At 68.0% G+C, this 18,749-nt stretch carries 21 protein-coding genes and 2 tRNA genes; 12 read left to right on the forward strand and 11 right to left on the reverse strand.

The features are described from left to right. Positions 1–107: 107 nt before the first annotated feature. Positions 108–1,862 (reverse strand): acid phosphatase, encoded by a 1,755-nt coding sequence (gene acpA / locus HV798_RS13290; RefSeq protein WP_175192714.1) that lies wholly within the window; start codon positions 1,860–1,862, stop codon positions 108–110. 202 nt (positions 1,863–2,064) lie between these two features. On the opposite strand from acpA, the gene HV798_RS13295 reads away from it, so the two are divergent. Next, positions 2,065–2,694, forward strand: coding sequence for a TetR/AcrR family transcriptional regulator (locus HV798_RS13295; RefSeq protein ID WP_175192713.1), 630 nt, complete (start codon positions 2,065–2,067; stop codon positions 2,692–2,694). Between the two features lie 160 nt (positions 2,695–2,854). Further along, positions 2,855–2,931: transfer RNA gene (locus HV798_RS13300), tRNA-Arg, on the forward strand. Between the two features lie 170 nt (positions 2,932–3,101). Here HV798_RS13300 and HV798_RS13305 read toward each other — a convergent pair. Then, positions 3,102–3,314, reverse strand: coding sequence for a DUF3079 domain-containing protein (locus HV798_RS13305; RefSeq protein WP_025137973.1), 213 nt, complete (start codon positions 3,312–3,314; stop codon positions 3,102–3,104). A gap of 181 nt (positions 3,315–3,495) precedes the next feature. On the opposite strand from HV798_RS13305, the gene HV798_RS13310 reads away from it, so the two are divergent. Continuing rightward, positions 3,496–3,572 (forward strand) — tRNA-Arg (locus HV798_RS13310). Between the two features lie 66 nt (positions 3,573–3,638). On the opposite strand, the gene HV798_RS13315 is transcribed toward HV798_RS13310, so the two are convergent. Then, the gene (locus tag HV798_RS13315) at positions 3,639–4,235 is read right to left on the reverse strand and encodes a short chain dehydrogenase (RefSeq protein WP_175192712.1); all 597 of its coding nucleotides are present in this window, start codon (positions 4,233–4,235) and stop codon (positions 3,639–3,641) included. 132 nt (positions 4,236–4,367) lie between these two features. Here HV798_RS13315 and HV798_RS13320 point away from each other — a divergent pair, with 132 nt between their 5' ends. Continuing rightward, on the forward strand, positions 4,368–5,282 hold the full coding sequence (locus tag HV798_RS13320; RefSeq protein WP_175192711.1) for a LysR family transcriptional regulator: 915 nt from the start codon (positions 4,368–4,370) through the stop codon (positions 5,280–5,282). A 12-nt stretch (positions 5,283–5,294) separates the two neighbouring features. Here the strand turns inward: HV798_RS13320 and HV798_RS13325 are convergent, their stop codons facing one another. The 3 genes from HV798_RS13325 to HV798_RS13335 all read right to left on the reverse strand — a co-directional run bounded on the left by HV798_RS13325 (position 5,295) and on the right by HV798_RS13335 (position 6,889). Next, the gene (locus HV798_RS13325) at positions 5,295–5,543 is read right to left on the reverse strand and encodes a hypothetical protein (RefSeq protein WP_025137969.1); all 249 of its coding nucleotides are present in this window, start codon (positions 5,541–5,543) and stop codon (positions 5,295–5,297) included. 103 nt (positions 5,544–5,646) lie between these two features. Further along, a complete protein-coding gene (locus HV798_RS13330; RefSeq protein ID WP_175192869.1) occupies positions 5,647–6,249 on the reverse strand; it encodes a helix-turn-helix domain-containing protein in 603 nt (200 codons plus the stop codon). Between the two features lie 175 nt (positions 6,250–6,424). Further along, a complete protein-coding gene (locus tag HV798_RS13335; RefSeq protein WP_175192710.1) occupies positions 6,425–6,889 on the reverse strand; it encodes a hypothetical protein in 465 nt (154 codons plus the stop codon). A 100-nt stretch (positions 6,890–6,989) separates the two neighbouring features. Here HV798_RS13335 and HV798_RS13340 point away from each other — a divergent pair, with 100 nt between their 5' ends. Next, a complete protein-coding gene (locus HV798_RS13340; protein WP_175192709.1) occupies positions 6,990–7,151 on the forward strand; it encodes a hypothetical protein in 162 nt (53 codons plus the stop codon). Between the two features lie 32 nt (positions 7,152–7,183). On the opposite strand, the gene HV798_RS13345 is transcribed toward HV798_RS13340, so the two are convergent. Further along, complete coding sequence (locus tag HV798_RS13345) at positions 7,184–7,960, reverse strand: SIR2 family NAD-dependent protein deacylase (protein ID WP_175192708.1); 777 nt, start codon at positions 7,958–7,960, stop codon at positions 7,184–7,186. 190 nt (positions 7,961–8,150) lie between these two features. On the opposite strand from HV798_RS13345, the gene HV798_RS13350 reads away from it, so the two are divergent. Both HV798_RS13350 and HV798_RS13355 read left to right on the forward strand, forming a co-directional pair. Beyond that, on the forward strand, positions 8,151–8,771 hold the full coding sequence (locus tag HV798_RS13350) for a cysteine dioxygenase family protein (RefSeq protein ID WP_175192707.1): 621 nt from the start codon (positions 8,151–8,153) through the stop codon (positions 8,769–8,771). 64 nt (positions 8,772–8,835) lie between these two features. Continuing rightward, complete coding sequence (locus tag HV798_RS13355) at positions 8,836–9,600, forward strand: IclR family transcriptional regulator (protein WP_175192706.1); 765 nt, start codon at positions 8,836–8,838, stop codon at positions 9,598–9,600. A gap of 354 nt (positions 9,601–9,954) precedes the next feature. Here HV798_RS13355 and HV798_RS13360 read toward each other — a convergent pair whose 3' ends face one another. Then, positions 9,955–10,920, reverse strand: coding sequence for a tripartite tricarboxylate transporter substrate binding protein (locus HV798_RS13360; protein WP_175192705.1), 966 nt, complete (start codon positions 10,918–10,920; stop codon positions 9,955–9,957). Between the two features lie 288 nt (positions 10,921–11,208). Between HV798_RS13360 and HV798_RS13365 the strand changes: the two genes are divergently transcribed. From HV798_RS13365 to HV798_RS13385, 5 genes are read left to right on the forward strand one after another with little or no spacing between them, the layout of a single operon-like run. After that, a complete protein-coding gene (locus tag HV798_RS13365) occupies positions 11,209–12,372 on the forward strand; it encodes a CaiB/BaiF CoA transferase family protein (protein WP_175192704.1) in 1,164 nt (387 codons plus the stop codon). After that, complete coding sequence (locus tag HV798_RS13370; RefSeq protein WP_175192703.1) at positions 12,369–13,091, forward strand: enoyl-CoA hydratase/isomerase family protein; 723 nt, start codon at positions 12,369–12,371, stop codon at positions 13,089–13,091. Before HV798_RS13365 ends, HV798_RS13370 begins: the two co-directional genes overlap by 4 nt. Before the next feature lie 52 nt (positions 13,092–13,143). After that, positions 13,144–13,974 carry a CoA transferase subunit A gene (locus HV798_RS13375; RefSeq protein WP_175192702.1) on the forward strand — a complete coding sequence of 277 codons (831 nt, stop codon included), beginning with the start codon at positions 13,144–13,146 and terminating at the stop codon, positions 13,972–13,974. Next, positions 13,967–14,701 carry a CoA-transferase subunit beta gene (locus HV798_RS13380; RefSeq protein ID WP_025140051.1) on the forward strand — a complete coding sequence of 245 codons (735 nt, stop codon included), beginning with the start codon at positions 13,967–13,969 and terminating at the stop codon, positions 14,699–14,701. Before HV798_RS13375 ends, HV798_RS13380 begins: the two co-directional genes overlap by 8 nt. A 59-nt stretch (positions 14,702–14,760) precedes the next feature. Then, positions 14,761–16,263 (forward strand): class I adenylate-forming enzyme family protein, encoded by a 1,503-nt coding sequence (locus HV798_RS13385; protein WP_343038551.1) that lies wholly within the window; start codon positions 14,761–14,763, stop codon positions 16,261–16,263. A 13-nt stretch (positions 16,264–16,276) separates the two neighbouring features. Here the strand turns inward: HV798_RS13385 and HV798_RS13390 are convergent, their stop codons facing one another. The 3 genes from HV798_RS13390 to HV798_RS13400 all read right to left on the reverse strand — a co-directional run. Then, positions 16,277–17,251, reverse strand: coding sequence for a GntR family transcriptional regulator (locus HV798_RS13390; protein WP_175192701.1), 975 nt, complete (start codon positions 17,249–17,251; stop codon positions 16,277–16,279). A gap of 4 nt (positions 17,252–17,255) precedes the next feature. Then, on the reverse strand, positions 17,256–18,308 hold the full coding sequence (gene pdxA, locus HV798_RS13395; RefSeq protein ID WP_175192700.1) for a 4-hydroxythreonine-4-phosphate dehydrogenase PdxA: 1,053 nt from the start codon (positions 18,306–18,308) through the stop codon (positions 17,256–17,258). Then, positions 18,305–18,749 (reverse strand): nucleotide-binding domain containing protein (locus tag HV798_RS13400; RefSeq protein WP_281360861.1); only part of this gene is annotated, 445 nt, incomplete at its 5' end. The genes HV798_RS13400 and pdxA, both read right to left, overlap by 4 nt.

Consider the following 18,749-nt stretch of genomic DNA (forward strand, 5'->3'; position numbering starts at 1 on the left):
GGAGCCATCCAAGGGGGGATGGCGAATTCTCGCATGCGGCGGCCGGCGACGCGTGGCGGTGCGCCCGCGGGCGACGCAATGGGCGTCGTCCGCGGGCGGAGGGGCCTTTACGCGCTGAACGTCAGCGCGTTGGTCAGGTCGCCCATGGGCTGTTGGCCGCGTGCCTTCATGGCGTCGTCGCGGGCCTTCAGGCCGTCAAGCGTGGGCAGGTCGAACAGGCGGGTGGCCAGGCGCAGGATCGAGCCGGTGTCGTAGATGGTGTGATCCACGGTGCCCTTCTTGGCGAAGGGCGACACGACGATGGCCGGAATGCGCGTGCCGGGGCCCCAGCGGTCGCCCTGGGGCGGCGCCACGTGATCCCACCAGCCGCCGTTCTCGTCGACGGTGATGACGACCACCATGTTCTGCCATTGCGCGCTCTTGCGCAGGCTGTCGACGATGTGGGCGATGTGGCGGTCGCCCGAGTCCACATCGGCGTAGCCCGCGTGCATGTTCAGGTTGCCTTGCGGCTTGTAGAACGTCAGCGGGGGCAGCTTGCCGGCTTCGGCGTCGGCCAGGAACTTGTTGGTCGACGACAGGTCGCCCAGGCCGCCGTCGCGCAGGTGCGATGAGCGCGCCGCGGTGCCGGGGCCGGTGGTCTTGAAGTAGTTGAACGGCTGGTGGTGCGCCTGGAAGTTGGGCGACGACGGAAAGCCGGTGTTGGCGGTCGAGTCGACCGCCGCTTGCCAGCCGCCCGCGTACCAGGCCCAGTCCAGGCCCTTGGCGGTCATCAGGTCGCCGATGTTGTTGTGATCCTGCGGCACCATGGTCTGCGGGCTGGTGGCGTCGGCCAGCTCGGGGTGCGTGGCATCGCGCGAGAAGGACGGCCAGTAGGGCGGGGCCATGGTGTTGACGCCGTAGCCGTCCGGGGTCAGCGCGCTGGCGCCGAACTGCGGAATGCCGGTGAGCGCGCTGGCGGGCGAGGTGGGCTTGGGCTGCAGGCGCGGGTCAGTCGGGTCGCTGCTTTGCAGCTGTGCGATCTGGGTGCTGGCCGGCGAGGTCGTGGCGTTGGGGTAGAACGGTGGGCGACCAGCCACCAGGTACTGGTGGTTCAGGAACGAACCGCCGAACGCGCCCTGGAAGAAGTTGTCGCACAGCACGAATTCCTGGGCCAGCTTCCACAGGCGCAGGTTGTAGGCGGAATCGCTGTAGTGGCCCATGACGAGCGCACCCGAGTCGGCCCAGGCGACGAAGCGGTCGTTCTTGCCGCCGTTGATCTGCATCTGGTTCTGGTAGAACACGTGCCAGAGGTCGCGCGTGACCACGCCTTGCGGCAGCGGCTCGCCCTGCGGTCCGCGCAGGTCGAACGGCGCGTTGGCCAGGTTGTTCATGTAGGGCGCGGCCTGGTCGACCTGGTAGGTGACGTGGTTGGCCTGTTGCGAGGTCGGCACCATGCCGCCCCACACGGGCGGCAGCACCGACAGCGGCGTGCCGTCGCGGTCGTTCTGCGTGTAGTCGGCGGCGGTCAGCGCGGACAGCGGCTTTTCCACGCCGGGGAAATTGGCGAACAGGTTGTTGAAGCTGCGGTTCTCGGCAAAGATCACGACCACCGTCTTGACGTTCTTGCGCAACAGCGCAGTGACGTCGGGCGCGGCGGGCGGCGTGGCGGGAGGCGGCGGCGTCGTGGTGCCGTTGTTGTCGTCATCGCTATCGCTGGAACACCCGGCCAGCGCGCCCAGGGTGGCGGCGCTGGCGCCGAGCGCGGCGATGCCGGTCAGGAAGCCCCGGCGGGTGGCGCGGACAGGCGAATCGGCGCCCACGGGGTCAGCGGCCGTCGGCGTCGCGGCAGCCTGCGCGTTCGCGCTCTTTTCTTTTTCAGACATGGTTGTAGACCTTGCGGAGAGGGCGGCGCCCTGTCATTGCGCCACGGGATCGCCGGATGACAGCCGGCATCGTTAACGGCCGCTAGGCTAGAGACGCAAGGTTCTATCGATGTGACGTTCTGCTGTCAGCAAGCTGTACGCCGGGGAGCGCCGCGCAGATTTCCCTTAGACTGGTGGAATTGGTGAAACCCGAGTGAAAGCAATGACCGACAATTCCGCAGCCGAACCGGCGCGCAAGGCGGCGCCGTCCCGCACCAAGCCGCCGGAAGTGCGGCTGGAAGAACTGATGGGCGCGGCCGAAGCACTGTTCCTGGAAAAGGGCGTGGATGCCACCACCATCAGCGAGATCACGGAAGCGGCCGGGGTCGCCAAGGGCACGTTCTACGTCTATTTCCCGTCCAAGCAGGAAATGCTGGCCGCGCTGGCCGAGCGTTATGTCGGCCAGTTCGTGCAGGCGCTGGATGAGGCCATCGGCGCTTGCGCCGACAACGACTGGGTGGGGCGGCTGCGCGCCTGGATCCACGCCAACGTGGCGACGTATCTGCGCACCTATCGGGTGCACGACATTGTCTTCACGCATACCCATCACCATGCGCGCGAAGGCCACACCGAAAACGCCGTGATCCGGCAACTGATCGGCATTCTGCAGGCTGGCATGCAGGCCGGCGCCTGGAAGCTCGACAATCCCCGCATGACGGCGCTGTTGATCTACGCGGGCGTGCACTGTGCGACGGACGATGCCATCCTGGCCAAGCTGCCGGATGCCACGGATTTCGCGGATGGCGTTGCCGATGCGTACTTGCGCATGCTGGGCGTGCCGCTGCAGGGGTGACGAGTCTGGCGGGGCGCGTCGCCTGATCTGGCGCCACTGCCGGTTGGCGATTCGGATCCGCCTGCGTGGGGAGTCAAAGCGGCGCCGTCTGTCGCTGTCATCCGCCCCCGACTTGCACGCTTTGCGAAACAACGCTATGATTCAAGGCTTGCTTTTTCACGCGCCCGTAGCTCAGCTGGATAGAGTACCTGGCTACGAACCAGGGGGTCGTAGGTTCGAATCCTGCCGGGCGCGCCAAAAAACCGCAAAGAAAGTAGTAAAAAACGCAGTAAAAAATGGAAAGGCCTTTGATCTCGAATCGAAGGCCTTTTTGTTTTGCGCGGTAGTTTTATGTGTTGGTTTTGCGTGTTAAGTGCGATCAATGCAGCAATAACCCAGCCAGCAATAACCCATCCCGCGATAACCCATCAAGCTGCGCGGGTTTGCGCCACGGTCTCTTCTTCGCTGTCATCCAGGCCCCAGTTTCCGACGGTGTACCAATCGTCGCCCAATAGTTCGGCGGGATGCATGGTGCGGTCCGAGCCATTGCCACAGGCCAAGGCGTCGGTCGCGCAGTAGCGGTCGCAACCCCAGCAGACGCGCTCGGGGTGTTTGGGATGCAGTGGAAATTTCTTGGCCATGTCAGTCGCTGGGTGAAGGCGTGCGTGCCGTTCAGTCCAGCGTACTGCGGCGTGCCCGCGCGCCATTTGATGTGGCGCAACGCCATGTGGCGCAACCCCGCATGCCGACGCCCGTCGCAGGTCAGGGCCCGGCTGATTTGCGGACCCTTCCTGCTTCATGTTATAAACACGCCTCTTTAGCGCGCCCGTAGCTCAGCTGGATAGAGTACCTGGCTACGAACCAGGGGGTCGTAGGTTCGAATCCTGCCGGGCGCGCCACCTTATTCGAACGGCCTGACGGTTTTCCGTCAGGCCGTTTTGTTTGGTCGAACGACGCGCGTCGTCTTACCAGACCCGGTACGTCTGGCCCGTCTGGGCGCCTTCGACGCTGCGGCTGTACGCCAGCGCCACCCGCTTGGCGGGGGCGGCTTCGAAGCCCGGGAAGTAGGGTCCGTAACCTTCCCAGGACTCCTGCAGCACCGTGGGGCTCACCGAGTTGATGCGTGCGCCCGCCAGTTCGACCGCCGCACCGCGCACAAAACCATCAATGGCCGAGTTGACCGCCGACGCGTTGGCGCCGAAGCGGATCGGTTCGTCGCTGACGATGCCGCTGGTCAACGTGATCGAGCCGCCCTGGTTCAGGTAGTGCTGGCCGATCAAGGCCAGGTCGACCTGGCCCAGCAGCTTGTCGTGCAGGCCGATCTTGAATTGTTCAGCGGTCATTTCCGCCAGCGGGCCGAAGTGCAGGGCGCCGGCGGTGGAGACGATGGCGTCCACTTTACCCACCCGTTCGAACAAGGCGCGGATGCTGTCGCTGCGGGTGATGTCCACCTGGTATTGGCCCTGGGTCTTGCCCACGGTGATGATCTCGTGGCGCTGGCCGAGTTCTTGGGCGACCGCGCGGCCGATGGTGCCGCTGGCGCCGATAAGGACGATTTTCATGAGGGTTTCCTGATAAGCCGTGAATGGGGCGCAGCGGACGGTCCGCCAGCGCATGAAAGCATTCTGCCGGTTGCATTCCTATGGAAAAATCCAGGAATGGTTGGAACACTTCACACTCAGGGTGCGTAATTCATGGATCGTCTGCTCAGCATGGAGATCTTCGTGGCGGTGGTCGAGCTGGGCAGCCTGACGGCTGCTGCCGCCCGCCACGAGATGTCGCCCGCCATGGCGGCCAAGCACATCAAGGCGCTCGAGGCGCGGCTGGGCCTGCGCCTGATGAACCGCACCACCCGCCGCCAGAGCCTGACCGAGGCGGGCCAGGCCTACTACGCGCGCAGCAAGGCCATCCTGGCCGACATCCGCGATGCGGAGCAGGGCGCCGAAGCGCTGCGCGTCGCGCCGCGCGGCACGCTGCGGATCACGTCGACGGTGTCATTCGGGTCGGTGGCCCTGGCGCCGGCCGTGGCCGACTACCTGGACCTTTATCCGGATGTGAGCGTCGAGCTGGCATTGAGTGATGTCGTCGAGGACATGGTGGCCTCGCGCTACGACCTGGCCGTGCGCATTGGTGAACCGCAAGACTCCGGCCTGGTGGCGCGGCGCATCGGCAGCTACCAGATGATCATCTGCGCCGCACCGGCCTACCTGGCGCGCCATGGCACCCCGGATACGCCCGCCGACCTGGCGCGCCACCAATGCCTGGACTTTTCCTATTGGGGCCGCCGCACGGGCTGGCGCCTGGCCGACGGCATGGGGGGCGATGCCGACTATCCGCCGACCAGCCGCTTCATTTCCAACAACGGCCAGGCGCTGCGCCAGGCCGCCCTGGCTGGCTTCGGCATCGTGCTGCAACCGGAAATCCTGTTGGCCGACGACGTGCGCGCGGGCAGGCTGACGCCGATCCTGCGGCCCCATTGGCCCGCCGCCCGGCCGATCACGTTGCTGTACGCAAAAGACAGGCAGGCGCTACCCAAGCTCACGACGTTCGTGGATTTCGTCGTGGCCCGTTTCACGGGGAAGTCGGGCGGGCGCGCCCGGGGCGGGTAGGGCTTGCGGGCATCAGCCGCGTCGTCGATCGACCGCCGTCAGGCAGGTGCCGTTCTTGATCAGTTGATAGACCTGCCCGCCCAGCCACGAGACCTTTTCGCCTGAACTGGTGCGGCAGACGCAGTGCGTCTTGGGATCGAAGCGGGACGTGCCCAGCGCCGAATAGGCGTCCGGGTCCGACACGAAGCGCTCGATGCGGTATAGCGTGCCGTCCGGGGCAGTGGCCAGGACGTCGGTCAATCGTCTTGCGGTTCCGAGCATTTGAAATACCTCCGATGCGCGGGCCGTCTTTCACGCGGCGCCAAAGTTGCTCGAACAGTTTCATCAAGCCAGGCGAACAGGTCATGACAACCCTGGCCTGGCGTCAATGAAAGTGCCCTCCTAACGATGAATCATCGAGTTGGTCGGGTGACACGCCCAATGCTTCCGAAATGCGGTCCAGGATGATCTGGCGCGGCCGCGGGCGGGGCCTTTCCAATTCGATGTAAATGGAGTGATCAACGCCCAGTCGAGCGGCCATGTCAGCGGTGCTGATGTTCAGGTGCTCGCGCCAGGCGCGTATCAGGCTCCAATCGTTGCCGGTTTTTAGACTTGCTACAGCTGATGGTACGACGCTTTGCCGCGCAATGGGAGGTTTGTGCGCGGCGGCGGGGCGGCAGGCGTCCCGCAGGGTGTTTCGGGCCTTGGCGCTTTTGCGCGCATCGGCGGGCGGCGGCGCGGCGCCAGGTTCGGCGGTGAAGATCGTGCCGCCGTTGACCTGGCGATAGAGGTTCTCGCCGATCCAGGACAGGGCCTCGCCGTTATCGAGCATGCATTCGCAATCCAGGTGGTAATTGCTGGGAATGCTCTCGAGTTTGGCGATGGTTTCCGTGGTCGTGGCATGGCGCACCACCCGGTGCAAGACACCGTCGGGCGAGCGCACGAACACGTCGGGAAGTCTCCAGGAAAACGGAATGATGATCTCCAGGGCTGCAAGGATTTTGTGCCACTGTATCCCTCTGCGCGTACGGTGGGATGTGGGGTTTCCCCTGCATCGCCAACGTGTCTTCATCGTAGTCCTCTCGCCACCAAACATCTTCACAAATCTTCACGCGGCAACAGGCTGTGCGCGGCCCGTTGCCAGCAAGATTGCGAGTTGTTCGTCAGCGTCCGACCGGGTTTGCCGTCATGTCTTCGCTTGTGATCGACACCTCGCACGTCTTGCCCGCGCCGCGCGTGCGCAGGATTGCCTGGTGGGCCGCGGGAGCCGTGTGCGGCCTGCATGCGTTGCTTGCGTGGTGCTTGTGGCGCGAGGCGGGCGAACGGCCCGCGATGCCCTTGCCGCCGCGGCAGGAAACGGCATTCTTCGTGGACTTGTTGCCGGTCGAACCGGCGCGGCGCGAGGCAACCTTGCCTGAGGCGCTGCCGCCATCGCAGGCGGGGGGATCGCAGGAGCCGGCCGCATCCGGGCAGCCCGGCCGCCCGCCGGAATCGGCCAGGCCTTCGGCGCCCGCCACGCGACCGGCACCTGCAACGCCGCCGCGTCCTGCATCGCGCGCCGCCCCGCAAGCGCCGCAAACGGCGCCGAAGACCTCGACATCGCCGACCGCCACACCGTCAACGGCCAAGCCGGCCTCGGCGCCCACCGGCCCACCCCCACACGATTTCCGCTGGCGGGGCGAAGACGCAGCCGCGCAAGGGGCGCCGCGCGCGCGGGGCGAGGCCCGCGTGGACCTGGCGCCCAAGCCGCGGGCCGAGCCTTCGGCGTTGGCCAAGGGCATCGCCCAAAGCGCCAGGCCGCCTTGCCGTGACGCGCATGCCCATCTGGGCTTGCTGGCCTTGCCGTTCCTATTGGCCGATACCGTGCGCGATGACGGCTGCAAATGGTAGGGCGCGGGGTAGGACACGAGGCAGGACGCAACTCAGAACCCGGCCGCCTCCAGCAGCCGCGGCATCACCTCTGCGGCGGCGCCGCGCAGGTTGTAGTGGGCCTGCCCATCGAGCGACGTCGCGGCCGGATTGACCTGCACCACCGTGGCGCCGGCCCGCAACGCGTGCAGCGGCAATTGCGCGGCGGGGTACACCAGCGCCGACGTGCCGATGCAAAGGAACAGATCACAGTGTTCGGCGGCCGCTTGCGCGGCCTGCCAGGCATCGGTCGGCAAGCTTTCGCCAAACCACACGACCCCGGGCCGTATCGGCGCGCCGCAATGCGCGCATGCCGGCGGCGCGATGGCACGGCCTTCGTCTGCAATGACGTGCGCGTCATCCGCGGGAAACGCCGCGGGGCGCGCACAGCGCGAGCAACGCGGCGCATGCAGGCTGCCGTGCAGATGCACCACCTGGGCGCTGCCCGCACGTTCGTGCAGATTGTCCACGTTCTGCGTGATCAGCGTCAGCGCCGGCACGTGCCCGGCCAACGCCGCGATGGCGTGATGCGCGGCATTGGGCTCGGTGCCATCGACCTGCGCACGACGCCATTCGTACCAGCCCCACACAATATCCGGCTGCGCGGCAAACGCTTCGGGTGTCGCCAGCGCGCTGGCATCAAAACGCGACCACAGTCCCGTGAGCGCATCGCGAAACGTCGCGATGCCGCTTTCGGCCGACACGCCGGCGCCCGTGAAGACGACGACGTTCACCGCCCGCGCCAGCGTGTCGGCCAGTGCGGGCGGAATGGAAAGTGGGGCAGGGGTCATCGCAAAACCATCTCAAGTGAACAGCCCGCTACGCTGCACGCGCCGACAGGGGCCTGTCAAGCCTTGCGCCCTTGCGGTCCGCATCGGGCATTGCCGCCAACGTCCCGAATCATGGATACTGGATAGCCTAATTGGGATTGTTCAACGGCATGGCCCGGACGCGGCCCTGCCCGAATCCGGAGACACCAGCATGTCCGAAGCACCCGCCGGCCTGGACCGGTTGCGCCATTTCATTGCCACCGCCACCCGCCTGGCCACGCCCGCCGGATTGGCGCAATCCGCCGAACTCGAAGCCGAATTCGCCGCGCTCATCCGTCACGACGACTGGCTGCCCGACGCCTGTACCGTGCCCCACCCGCAGTACTACCAGCAATACCTGCTGCATTGCGACCCCCTCGAACGCTTCAGCCTCGTCAGCTTCGTCTGGGGCCCTGGCCAGCAGACGCCCGTGCACGATCACGAAGTCTGGGGCTACGTCGGCATGCTGCGCGGCGCCGAAGTCAACCAGCGCTACACCCGCGCCGCCGACGGCCGCCTGTCCACCCTCGGCGAACCCGACACCCTGCGCCCCGGCGACGTCGAACGCCTGTCGCCGCAAGAAGGCGACATCCACCGCGTCTCCAACGCCTTTGCCGACCAGGTCTCCATCAGCGTGCATATGTACGGCGGCAACATCGGCGCCGTCTCGCGCCACGTCTACGACCCCGCCACCGGCCAGGCCAAACCCTTCGTCTCCGGATATTCCGCAGCCAGCATCCCCAACCTGTGGGACCGCTCCGCCGCCGTGCGCGCCGCGCTGCCCGTCCAGTAAGACCTGTTCGCGGGCCGGCGCCCGTGCTATGTTCGCGTCCTAAATATTGGGAAATACCAGAACAATGGACAAGACACTGCTCAAGGGGCTGATGGTGCTGGAGGCCGTCACCGACGTAGACAACCCGCCCCGCACCATCGATGCGCTCGCGGCCCGCGTCGGCCTCACGCGCAGCAACACCCACCGCACCCTGCAAACCCTCATCCACGCCGGCTACGTCATCAAAGACGAAGACGGCGGCGGCTACCGCGGCGCCGTCCGCCTGTTCGAACTCGCCGCCCGCCAGCTCGGCCAACTCGACATCCGCAAACTCGCCGCGCCCCACATGCGCACCCTGGCCGACCAGACCGGCGAGACCGTGCACCTGTCCGTCCTGGACGGCTTCGACGTCGTCTACGTCGACAAGATCGATAGCCCCCAACCCATCCGCGCCTACTCCATGATCGGCGGCCGCGCCCCCGCCTACGCGGTCGCCACCGGCAAAGCCCTGCTCGCCTACCAGCCCGACGGCTACGTCGAACGCTACGCCGAAAAACTGGCCCGCCACACCCCCGCCACCATCGTCTCCATGCCGCTCCTGAAAGACGAACTGCACAAAGTCGTCCGCGCCGGCTACGCCGTCAACCGCGGCGAATGGCGCGAAGGCGTAGGCGGCCTGGCCGTCACCCTCTTCAACAGCCTGGACCAACCCGTCGCCGCCATCGGCATCTCGGGCCCCCTGGACCGCCTGAGCGCCGCCCGCATGAAACAACTGGCCCCCGACGTCGCCGCCTGCGCCCAATCCATCTCCCAAGGCATGGGCTACCGCCGAGGCTTCCTGGGCCAATAAAAAAGCGGATCAGCGCCAGCCTCAATCCCCACCGCCACACCCCACGCGGTAGTCAACGCACCCACAGCATTCGAAGCTTGATCCTGACCCGGACCGAACAAGCGCAAACCGGCGGCACACCCCCAACGCCAGCGCTTGGCGCCGTCGGCGGGCGTAGGGCGGGGCGTGTAGATGCGCCCGAGGGAATCGGAAGGGAAGGCCGAAGGCCTGTACGACGATGACGACGGGGCAGTCCGGAGCGAAGGCTCCGGACCGCAATCGTAGCCCCGCCCTACGCCCGCCGACGGCGCCAAGCGCGACTTAAGAACCCCACCCCCCCGCGCACCCACACCCCCAAACGCCACAATAAAAAAACTACCGCCCCCCCGACACCCTGACGACCTCCCCCCACCGAGCAACCTCCTGCCTCACCACCAAATCCGTATCCGCAGGCGTACTACCCACCGCATCCGCCCCCAGCTTCAACGCCGCCTCCCGCACCGCAGGCAACGCGGCCGCTCGCTGCATCCCCGCCGACAACCGCTCCACGATCCCCGCAGGCGTCCCTGCCGGCGCCAACAACGCATAAGCCGTCGCCACCGAATATCCCGTCACGCCTTGTTCCATCAGCGTAGGCAGCTCAGGCAGTGCCGTCGCCCGCTTCGCCGTCGTCACCCCCAGCAGCCGGATCTTCCCGCTGGCCACCTGCGGCAGCAACGCCGGCAACGTCTCGAACACCATATCGATCTGCCCCCCCAGCAGATCCGTAATTGCCGGCCCGCTGCCCCGATAAGGCACATGCATCAGCCGCGTTCCCGTCAGCGCCTGGAACAGCTCGCCCGCCATATGCTGCGACGTCCCCGGCCCCGCCGACCCGAACGTCAGCGTTCCCGGCTCGCGCTTGGCCAACGCAATCAATTCCTGCACATTGTTCGCCGCAATCTTGCTGTTCACCGCCAACGCCATCGGCATGCTCGTTGCCATCGATACCCCCACGAACGCCGTGCCGAAGTCATACCCCGGCTTGTCCGGCAGCGCCGCGTGGATCGCATGGCTGCCCAGCGCCCCCATCAGCAGCGTATAGCCGTCGGGCGCCGACTTCGCCACATATTCCGCCCCGATCTCGCCGCCCGCGCCCGCCTTGTTTTCCACCACCACGCTTTGCCCAAGAAAGTCGCCCAGCTGCTGCGCATAGATGCGCGCCGCCGCGTCGGTCGCGCCGCCTGGCGGAAACGGCACCACCATGCGTACGGGCTTGTTCGGCCAGGGCTGTGCCAGCACAGGGGCTGCGACCGTCAGCGACAGCGTGGCTGCCGCCGCAATGCGCCAAAAACGTTTCATCCGAGTCTCCTTGGTGGGGCAGGGCCGTCACGCGTGGCGCGGATGCGCGATGAAACGCCGCGGTCCTTTTATGAATCCTAAATAATAGGATTTGATTTTCAACAAATGGTTTACCAAGAATTCCACACGGTGCTATGCTGGTCAACAATTAAGCACCTTACCTAGGGATTGCTCTAGGAAATTTCGCTAGGTAGCGCCGCCACGTCGGGTAGCATGCCAGGCACCCGGGTGCCGCTATATAATTTTTTTCCAATCCTAAATATTGAATTCTTATAACGAGAGGTCGACATGACTCCTAGCTCGGCATTGGCCGGCGTTACCGTGCTTGAGATCTGCAACGTGGCGGCCGGGCCGTTCTGCGGCATGCTGCTGGCGGACATGGGCGCTGACGTAATCAAGCTTGAAAACCCCGAAGGCGGCGATACCTTGCGCAGCTGGCCGCCGCTTAGCCAGGGCTACAGCGAGAACTTCGCCTCGCTCAACCGCAACAAGCGGTCCGTCACCCTGAACCTGAAAGATCCTGCCGACCTGGCGCTCGCGCGCGAACTGGCCCTGAGCGTCGACGTGCTCATCGAAAACAACCGCCCCGGCGTCATGGACCGCCTGGGCCTGGGCTACGCCGCGCTGCGCGAAGCCAACCCGCGCCTGGTGTATTGCTCGATCTCGGCCTACGGCCAATCCGGCCCGCGCGCGCAGGAGGGCGGCTTCGACCTGACCATCCAGGCCATGAGCGGCCTGATGAGCGTCACCGGCGAAGCCGGCGGCGAACCCGTCAAGTGCGGCGTGCCGGTAGCCGATTTCTCGGCCGGCCTGTATGGCGCCTTTGCCATTGCCTCTGCGCTGCGCGCCGTGCAGGCCAGCGGCCAGGGCACCCACATCGACGTGCCGATGCTGGGCGCCACGCTGGGCATCGCCGCGCTGCAGACGTCCGAGTTCTTCGGCAGCGGCCGCGATCCGGTCAAGCTGGGTTCGGCGCATCCGCGCAACGCGCCCTACCAGGCGTTTCGCTGCAAGGGCGGCTACTTCGGCATGGCGGCCGGCAACAACGCCTTGTGGAAGGGCGTCTGCGTCACCGTAGGTCGCGAAGACCTGCTGGCCGATCCGCGCTTTACCGACACCAGCGCCCGCGCCCGCAACCAGGACGCCCTGCGCGACATTCTCGAAGCTCTCTTCGCCGCCGACGATGCCCCCACCTGGCTGGCGCGTTTTCGCGCCGCCGGCGTGCCCTGCGCGCCCATCAATACCTATTCCGAAGTGCTGGCCGATCCGCAGGTCGAACACATGGGCTGGGTGCAGCCGGTGGACCTGCCCAATGGCGTGCGTACTCGCACCTTCGGCCTGCCGGTGCGCTTTGACGGCCAGACCACCGCGCTGCGGCGTGCGCCGCCCGCGCTGGGCGAGCACAACGACGAAGTCCTGGGCGCGCTGCGCAAGAAAGGGGGGGCGGCATGAGCGCGGCGCTGCGTATCGAGAGCCGCGGCGCGGTGCACGCGCTGACGCTGGCCCGCCCTGAAAAAATGAATGCCCTGTCGGCCGAGCTGGTCGAGGCGTTGATTGCGGCCATGGACGATGCCGCTGCGCAAGGCGCCCAGGTGATCGTGCTGCGCGGCGAAGGCCGTAACTTCAGCGCCGGCTTTGATTTCGGCGACTGGGAAAGCCAGAGCGAAGGCGACCTGCTGCTGCGCTTCGTGCGCATCGAAACCTTGCTGCAGCGCGTGGCGGCCTCGCCTTGCCTGACGGTGGGCCTGGCGCACGGGCGCAACTTCGGCGCGGGCGTGGACCTGTTCGGCGCCTGCAAATGGCGCGTCAGCGCGCCCGACGCCAGCTTTCGCATGCCGGGCCTGAAATTCGGGCTGGTGCTGGGCACGCGCCGCTTTGGCGCACTGGTCGGCGCCGATCGCGCGCGCGCGATCCTGGAGCAGGCCAGCACCTTCAGCGCCGACGAAGCGCTGCGCGATGGCTTTGCCAGCCGCCTGGCGGCGCAGGACGAATGGCCCGAGGTCGAGCGCGAGGCCGAAGACACGGCCAAGGCGCTTACCGCTGCCAGCCGCACGCAACTGTACGCCGCGCTGTCGGCCGAGCAGCCCGACACCGACCTGGCCCGGTTGGTGCGGTCCGCGGCCGAGCCGGGCCTGAAGGCGCGGCTCGCGGCCTACCTGCAGGCGCGTTAGCGAGCCAGCCAGCAAGCCCCCGGCGCCACCATAAAAAATTCGAGGAGACAGCATGGGTTCGGGATTCAACCAGAAAGACAAGCAGCGCACGCTGGCGGAGCTGGCGGCGCTGGTGCCGGACGGGGCGTCCATTGCCCTGGGCGGCAGCTTCCTGCACCGCGGGCCGTTCGCGTTCGTGCGTGAGCTGATCCGCCAGGGACGGCGGGACCTGGAACTGGTCAAGCAGTCGCCCGGCTACGACGTGGACATCCTGTGCCGCGCCGGGGCGCTGAAGAAAGTACGGGCGGGCATCGTGGCCATGGAAGGCAATTTCGGCCTGGCGCCCTGGTATCGCAAGGCGATCGAGCAGGGCGAGGTCGAACTCGAAGAGCACGCCTGCGCCAGCCTGACCGCGGGGCTGCGGGCGGCGGCCTTTGGCGTGCCGTTCCAGCCTTGCGGCGGCCTGCATGGCAGCGACCTGCCGCAGCTCAATGGCTGGCACTGCCTGGACGACCCCTACGGCAGCGGCCAGAAGACCTGGGTGGTGCCGGCGGTGCGGCCGGACTTCGCGGTGATCCAGGCGTCTGAGGTGGATGCGCTGGGCAACGTGCGCGTGCATGGCACCGCGCACTGGGACCGCATCATGTCGCGCGCCGCGGGCAGTGTGCTGGTGGTGGCCGAAAAGCTCGTGGACAGCGCCGTGTTCGAAGCGCAGCCCGAGGCCACGCTGGTGCCGTACTTCATGGTGCAGGCGTTTACGGTGCTGCCGCGTTCGGCGTGGCCGGGCTCTTGTTGGCCGGACTACGCCATCGATTATCCGGCAGTGCAAGCCTACATGGACAAACAGGGCGACCTGGCGGCCCACCTGGCCGCGGCGCCTGAAGCGGGAGCGGCACATGGCTGAGCAATGGTCTGGTTTTTCGTATGTGGTGACGAACCTGGCGCGCTTCATCCGCCCCGACGAGATCACCTTCAGCGGCGTCAATTCCACGATGCCGATGCTGGCCTGCCTGCTGGCCAAGCGCGCCTACGACTGGGACTTCGTCTACATCAACGTCGCGGGCGGCGTGAACCCGCGGCCGTCGCACATTCCGCTGTCGAGCTCCGATCCGGTGCTGGCGGAACATACCGCGTCGATCTTCGCCAATGAAGATTTCTACGACCTGTGCACGCGTGGCCGCATGGACCTGACGTTTCTGGGCGCGGCGCAGATCGACGGCGCCGGCTGCGCCAACAATTCATCCATTGGCGACTGGCATGCACCCAAGGTGCGTCTGCCCGGCGGGGGCGGCGGCGCAGTGATGCTGCCGACCGCGCGGCGGGCCTGCACCTGGCGCACCGAGCATTCGCGCCGCGCCTTTGTCGAGAAGCTGGACTTCATGACGTCGTGGGGGGGATTTCACGGCGTGGTGACGCCGATCGCGGTGTTCGTCAAACGCGACGGCCGGCTGGCGTTGCAGTCGTGGCATCCCGAATCCAGCCTGTCGGAAGTGCGGGAGCGCACCGGGTTCGTGTTCGACGCGACCGGCGCCGAGCCCACGCCGCCGCCGACCGAGGCCGAGGCCCGCGCGCTGCGCGAGCTGGATGCCGACGGCCAATTCGAACGCGACGCGGCGGTGGCGCTGCGCTGAAGCGGGGCGCCCGGCGTCGTGGCTTGCGGCGGCGCCAGGCCTCACTGAAAGGAACGTTGATGCTGAGCGATACCGACACCACCGTGACGGCAGCCGGCGCGCGCCTGTGGGCGCAGCCTGACTGGGCAACGCGCCCCGCCATCCTGGCGGCCGACGATGTGCTGACCTACGGCGAACTGCACCGGCGGGTCGGCGTGGCTGCCGCGGCCTTGCAGGCCGCAGGCGTGCAGCCTGGGGACTATGTCGCGGTGGCGATGGAACGGTCGCCCGCCCAACTGGTGGCGATACTCGGCGTGATGGCGGCAGGGGCTTGTCCCTGCCCGCTGGAGCCGCGCCTGGCGCACGCCGAAACCGCGCGCCGCGTGGCGGCGGTGGGGCTGGCGTGGATGCTGTTCGATGACGGCCATGCCGCGACCGCGCAGGCCTGCGGCCTGGCGTCAGCGCGGTGCTTGCCGGCGCGGGAACTGGCGCGTGGCGATTCCGCCTGGCCGCGCCTGCCGCGCGGTGCGCGCGACCCGGGGCTGTTGCTGTTCACTTCGGGCAGCACCGGCCACCCCAAGGGCGTGCTGCTCAGCCACGGCGGCCTGATGAACAACGCGCGCGGCGTGCTGGCGCATACGGGGCTGACGCCGGCTGACCGCTTGCTGCATGTGATGCCGCTGCACCACACCAACGCGCTGAACAACCAGGTGTTCGCGCCCTTGCTGGCCGGGGCCTGCGTGGTCCTGGACGGGCGTTTTCGGGCCGAGGACATGCCGGCCTTGCTGCGCACGTGGCGGCCCACGGTCATCACGGGCGTGCCCACCATGTATGCCCGCATGCTGGACCTGGCGTTCGAGCCGGACAGCCTGGCCGGATTGCGTTTCGCGCGTTGCGGCTCGGCGCCCATTACCGAGGCGCTGCACCGGCGCATCGAGGCGTTCCTGGGGTGTCCGCTGATCGTGTCGTACGGGTTGTCGGAAGCCACCTGCACGTCCACCATGAACCCGCCGGATGCGCGCCGCGTGGGGACGGTGGGCACCGTGCTGGCGGGCCAGCGCGTGACGCTGCGCCTGCCGGATGGGCGCGAAGCGCCGGCCGGGGGCGAAGGGGAGATCTGCATCGAAGGCGATAGCCTGATGCTGGGCTACCTGGGCCTGGAAGCCGGGCCGGCCGGGCAGGCGCCCGCGCGGCTGGCGACGGGTGACCTGGGCCGGTTCGATGCCGAGGGCTACCTCACCATCACCGGCCGCATCAAGGACGTGATCATCCGGGGCGGCGAGAATATTTCGCCCGCGCTGATCGAAGGCGTGGTGACGGCGATGCCCGGCGTGGCCGCCTGCTGCGTGGTCGGCGCGCCGGATGAGGACCTGGGCGAGGTGCCGGTGGCCTTCGTGCAGCGGGCGGGGGCCGTGGACGCACCGCAAGACGCCGCCGTGCGCGCCGAAGTCCTGGCGCGATTGGGCCGCATTTACGTGCCCAAGGACGTGTGGTGGGTGGACCGGCTGCCCGAGAATGCGGTGGGCAAGGTGGATCGCAAGGCGCTGGCCCGGCAGGTGGCGGGGCAGGTCGGGCGCGCCTGAACGGCGGGCCTTGTCAGCGCGGCGAGGAATCGGCGCGCAGTCGCGCCAGTTCGGCGGAAAGCTCGGCCACCAGGGCTTCGGCGCGGGCCAGCGGGTCGGGCGTTGCGCCAGGCGTCGGGGGGGCGGCTGACCCCGCATGGGCGGCCCCTGCATGGGCGGCCCCCGCATGGGAGGCCCCCGCATGGATGGACCCGATAGGGCCGGCCCCTTCCTGCAACCGCGGTTGTACGCTTTCGTGGGCCACGCTCACGTCCACGTCGAACACCAGTTTTTCGGCCCGATGCCAGGTGGTGAACCATTCCAGCGGCTGGCCGTGCTGGTCCATGCCCTGGCCTTCCAGCATCAGCAGCGGCGTGCCGGATTGGGTGTCCAGCAGCTTGGCCAAGGTCGCGTCGGCGGCGACGGCGCGGATCTGGTTGCGGCCCGCGCCGGGGCGCAGGCCGAAGCGCTGGGTCAGCACACCATGCAGCGAGGCATCGGCCAGGTCTTGTCCGCGCAGGCCGGGCACGGCGGCGGCGGGCAGCCAGGTGCGCACATAGGCCAGCGGCGCCTCGGCCACGTGGCGCAGCCGTTCCAGCAGCAGCAGGTCGGCCGTGCCGAAGAAATCGGCCACGGCCTGGGGCGGTTCAGCCGCGCCGAACGCCAGCACGCGGGTCTTGAGCGCCACGCCGGACTGGGCGAATTGCTCGTAGAGGCCGGTGGACCGCTGCACCAGCCGGCGATGTTCCTGCGGCGCCGCCACCACGGCGGGGCGGCCCGCTTCGCGCTGGATCAGGCCTTCGGCCGCCAGCGCCGACAACGCTTGCCGCACCACGCTGCGCGCCACGCCAAAACGCTCGCACAAGGCGGCCTCGCTGGGCAGCAGGGCGCCGGCATCGAGCTTGCGGGTGCGGATGTCGCCGCGCAGCAGCGCGGCCATCTGGGCATGCAGCGGCACCTCGCCCGAGCGGTCGAGCGTGGGCAAATCGTCAGCGGTGGCGGGCGCCATGGAATCAACCTCCTGTTTGAGCCCGCGCAGTTTCCCATACATGCGTCCAGCCCGGGGCCAGATGCGCGGCGCGCTCGGCGGCCAGGATCAGACTGTCTTCGCGGGCAATGCCCTGGCCGGCGATGTCGAACGCAGTGCCGTGGTCCACGGACACGCGCACCACGGGCAGGCCGACGGTGATGTTAACGCCGTCATCGCCATACACGGCCTTGAAGGGCGCATGGCCCTGGTCGTGGTAACAGGCGATCACGAACTGCCATTTGCCGCGCACGGCCTGCGGGAACAGGGCGTCGGCCGGAATCGGGCCGGCGGCCAGGATGCCGGCGGCGTTGGCTTCGGCCACGGCGGGGGCCAGGATGTCGGCGTCTTCGCTGCCGAAGATGCCGTTTTCACCGGCGTGCGGGTTCAGGCCGGAGACGGCCACGGGCTGGTCGCCGCGCCCCAGGGCCTTGGCGAACGAACCGGCCAGGCGCAGCACCGCGCGCATGCGGGCCGGCGTCAGGTCGTCGATGGCCTGGCGCAGCGATACGTGCGTGGTGGCGTGGAAGATGTAGAGGTCGCCGGCCGACAGCACCAGCGAGAAGGTCTTGACGCCGAATTCATGGGCCAGCAGCTCGGTGTGGCCCGGCCACTTGTGGCCGGCGGCGTGCATGGCCGCCTTGTTCAGCGGCGCGGTGACGATGCCGTCGACCTCGCCGGCCCGCGCCAGCGCGCAGGCGGTGGTGACAAAGCGCACCGAACCGTCTCCGGCCGCGGCGCTGATCTCGCCCAGCTTCACGTCGGCCAGTGACGGGCCGGCTTGCAGCACTTCGATCGTGCCCGGCGTGTTGGTGGCGTCCGCGGGGCGTTCCACGCGGCGCACGATGGCGGGGTCACCGCCCAGGCGGCGCACGGCGTTGGCCATGACGTCCACGTCGCCGACCACCACCAGGCGTGCCTTTTGGCGCAGCTCGTCGTGGCCCATCAGCATCTTGGCCGTGATCTCGGGCCCGATGCCCGCCACGTCGCCCAGGGTCACTGCCAGCAGCGGCGGATTGCGGGGAGGGGTTTGTGTCATCGCGAAAATCTCCTGTCGCGGATCGCGCGGACGGCGCGAACCAGTACGTCTTCGGTGCCAAAGCCGCCGGCCTTGGTCACCACGGGCAGGCCCGCGGCCGTGCCCCCGGTCAGCGTGCCCAGGGGCACGCCGCCCATTACTTCATCCACCAGGGCGATGCCGCTGGCGCCCAGCGCCAGCAACACCTGGCGGGCGCCGTCGCCGCCGGTGGCGACCACGCCCGCGGCGCGCGAGGCGCCGATGGCCTGCGCGGCCAGCGAGCCCAGGCGCTCGGCCACGGTTTCGGAATCGAGCCCGTCGCGCTGGCCTTCAGGGGCCAGCAGCAACAGGGTGCCGGCTTCGCGCGCGCCGTCCTTGGCGTGGGCGTCCAGCAGCGGTTGGCTCCAGGCCTGCCAGGCGGCGTCGTCGGCAAGCGCCGCCAGGCCGGGCGCCCAGGTGTGG

Origin of the sequence: Achromobacter deleyi (genome assembly GCF_902859705.1) — a bacterium.
Taxonomy (GTDB): domain Bacteria; phylum Pseudomonadota; class Gammaproteobacteria; order Burkholderiales; family Burkholderiaceae_B; genus Achromobacter; species Achromobacter deleyi.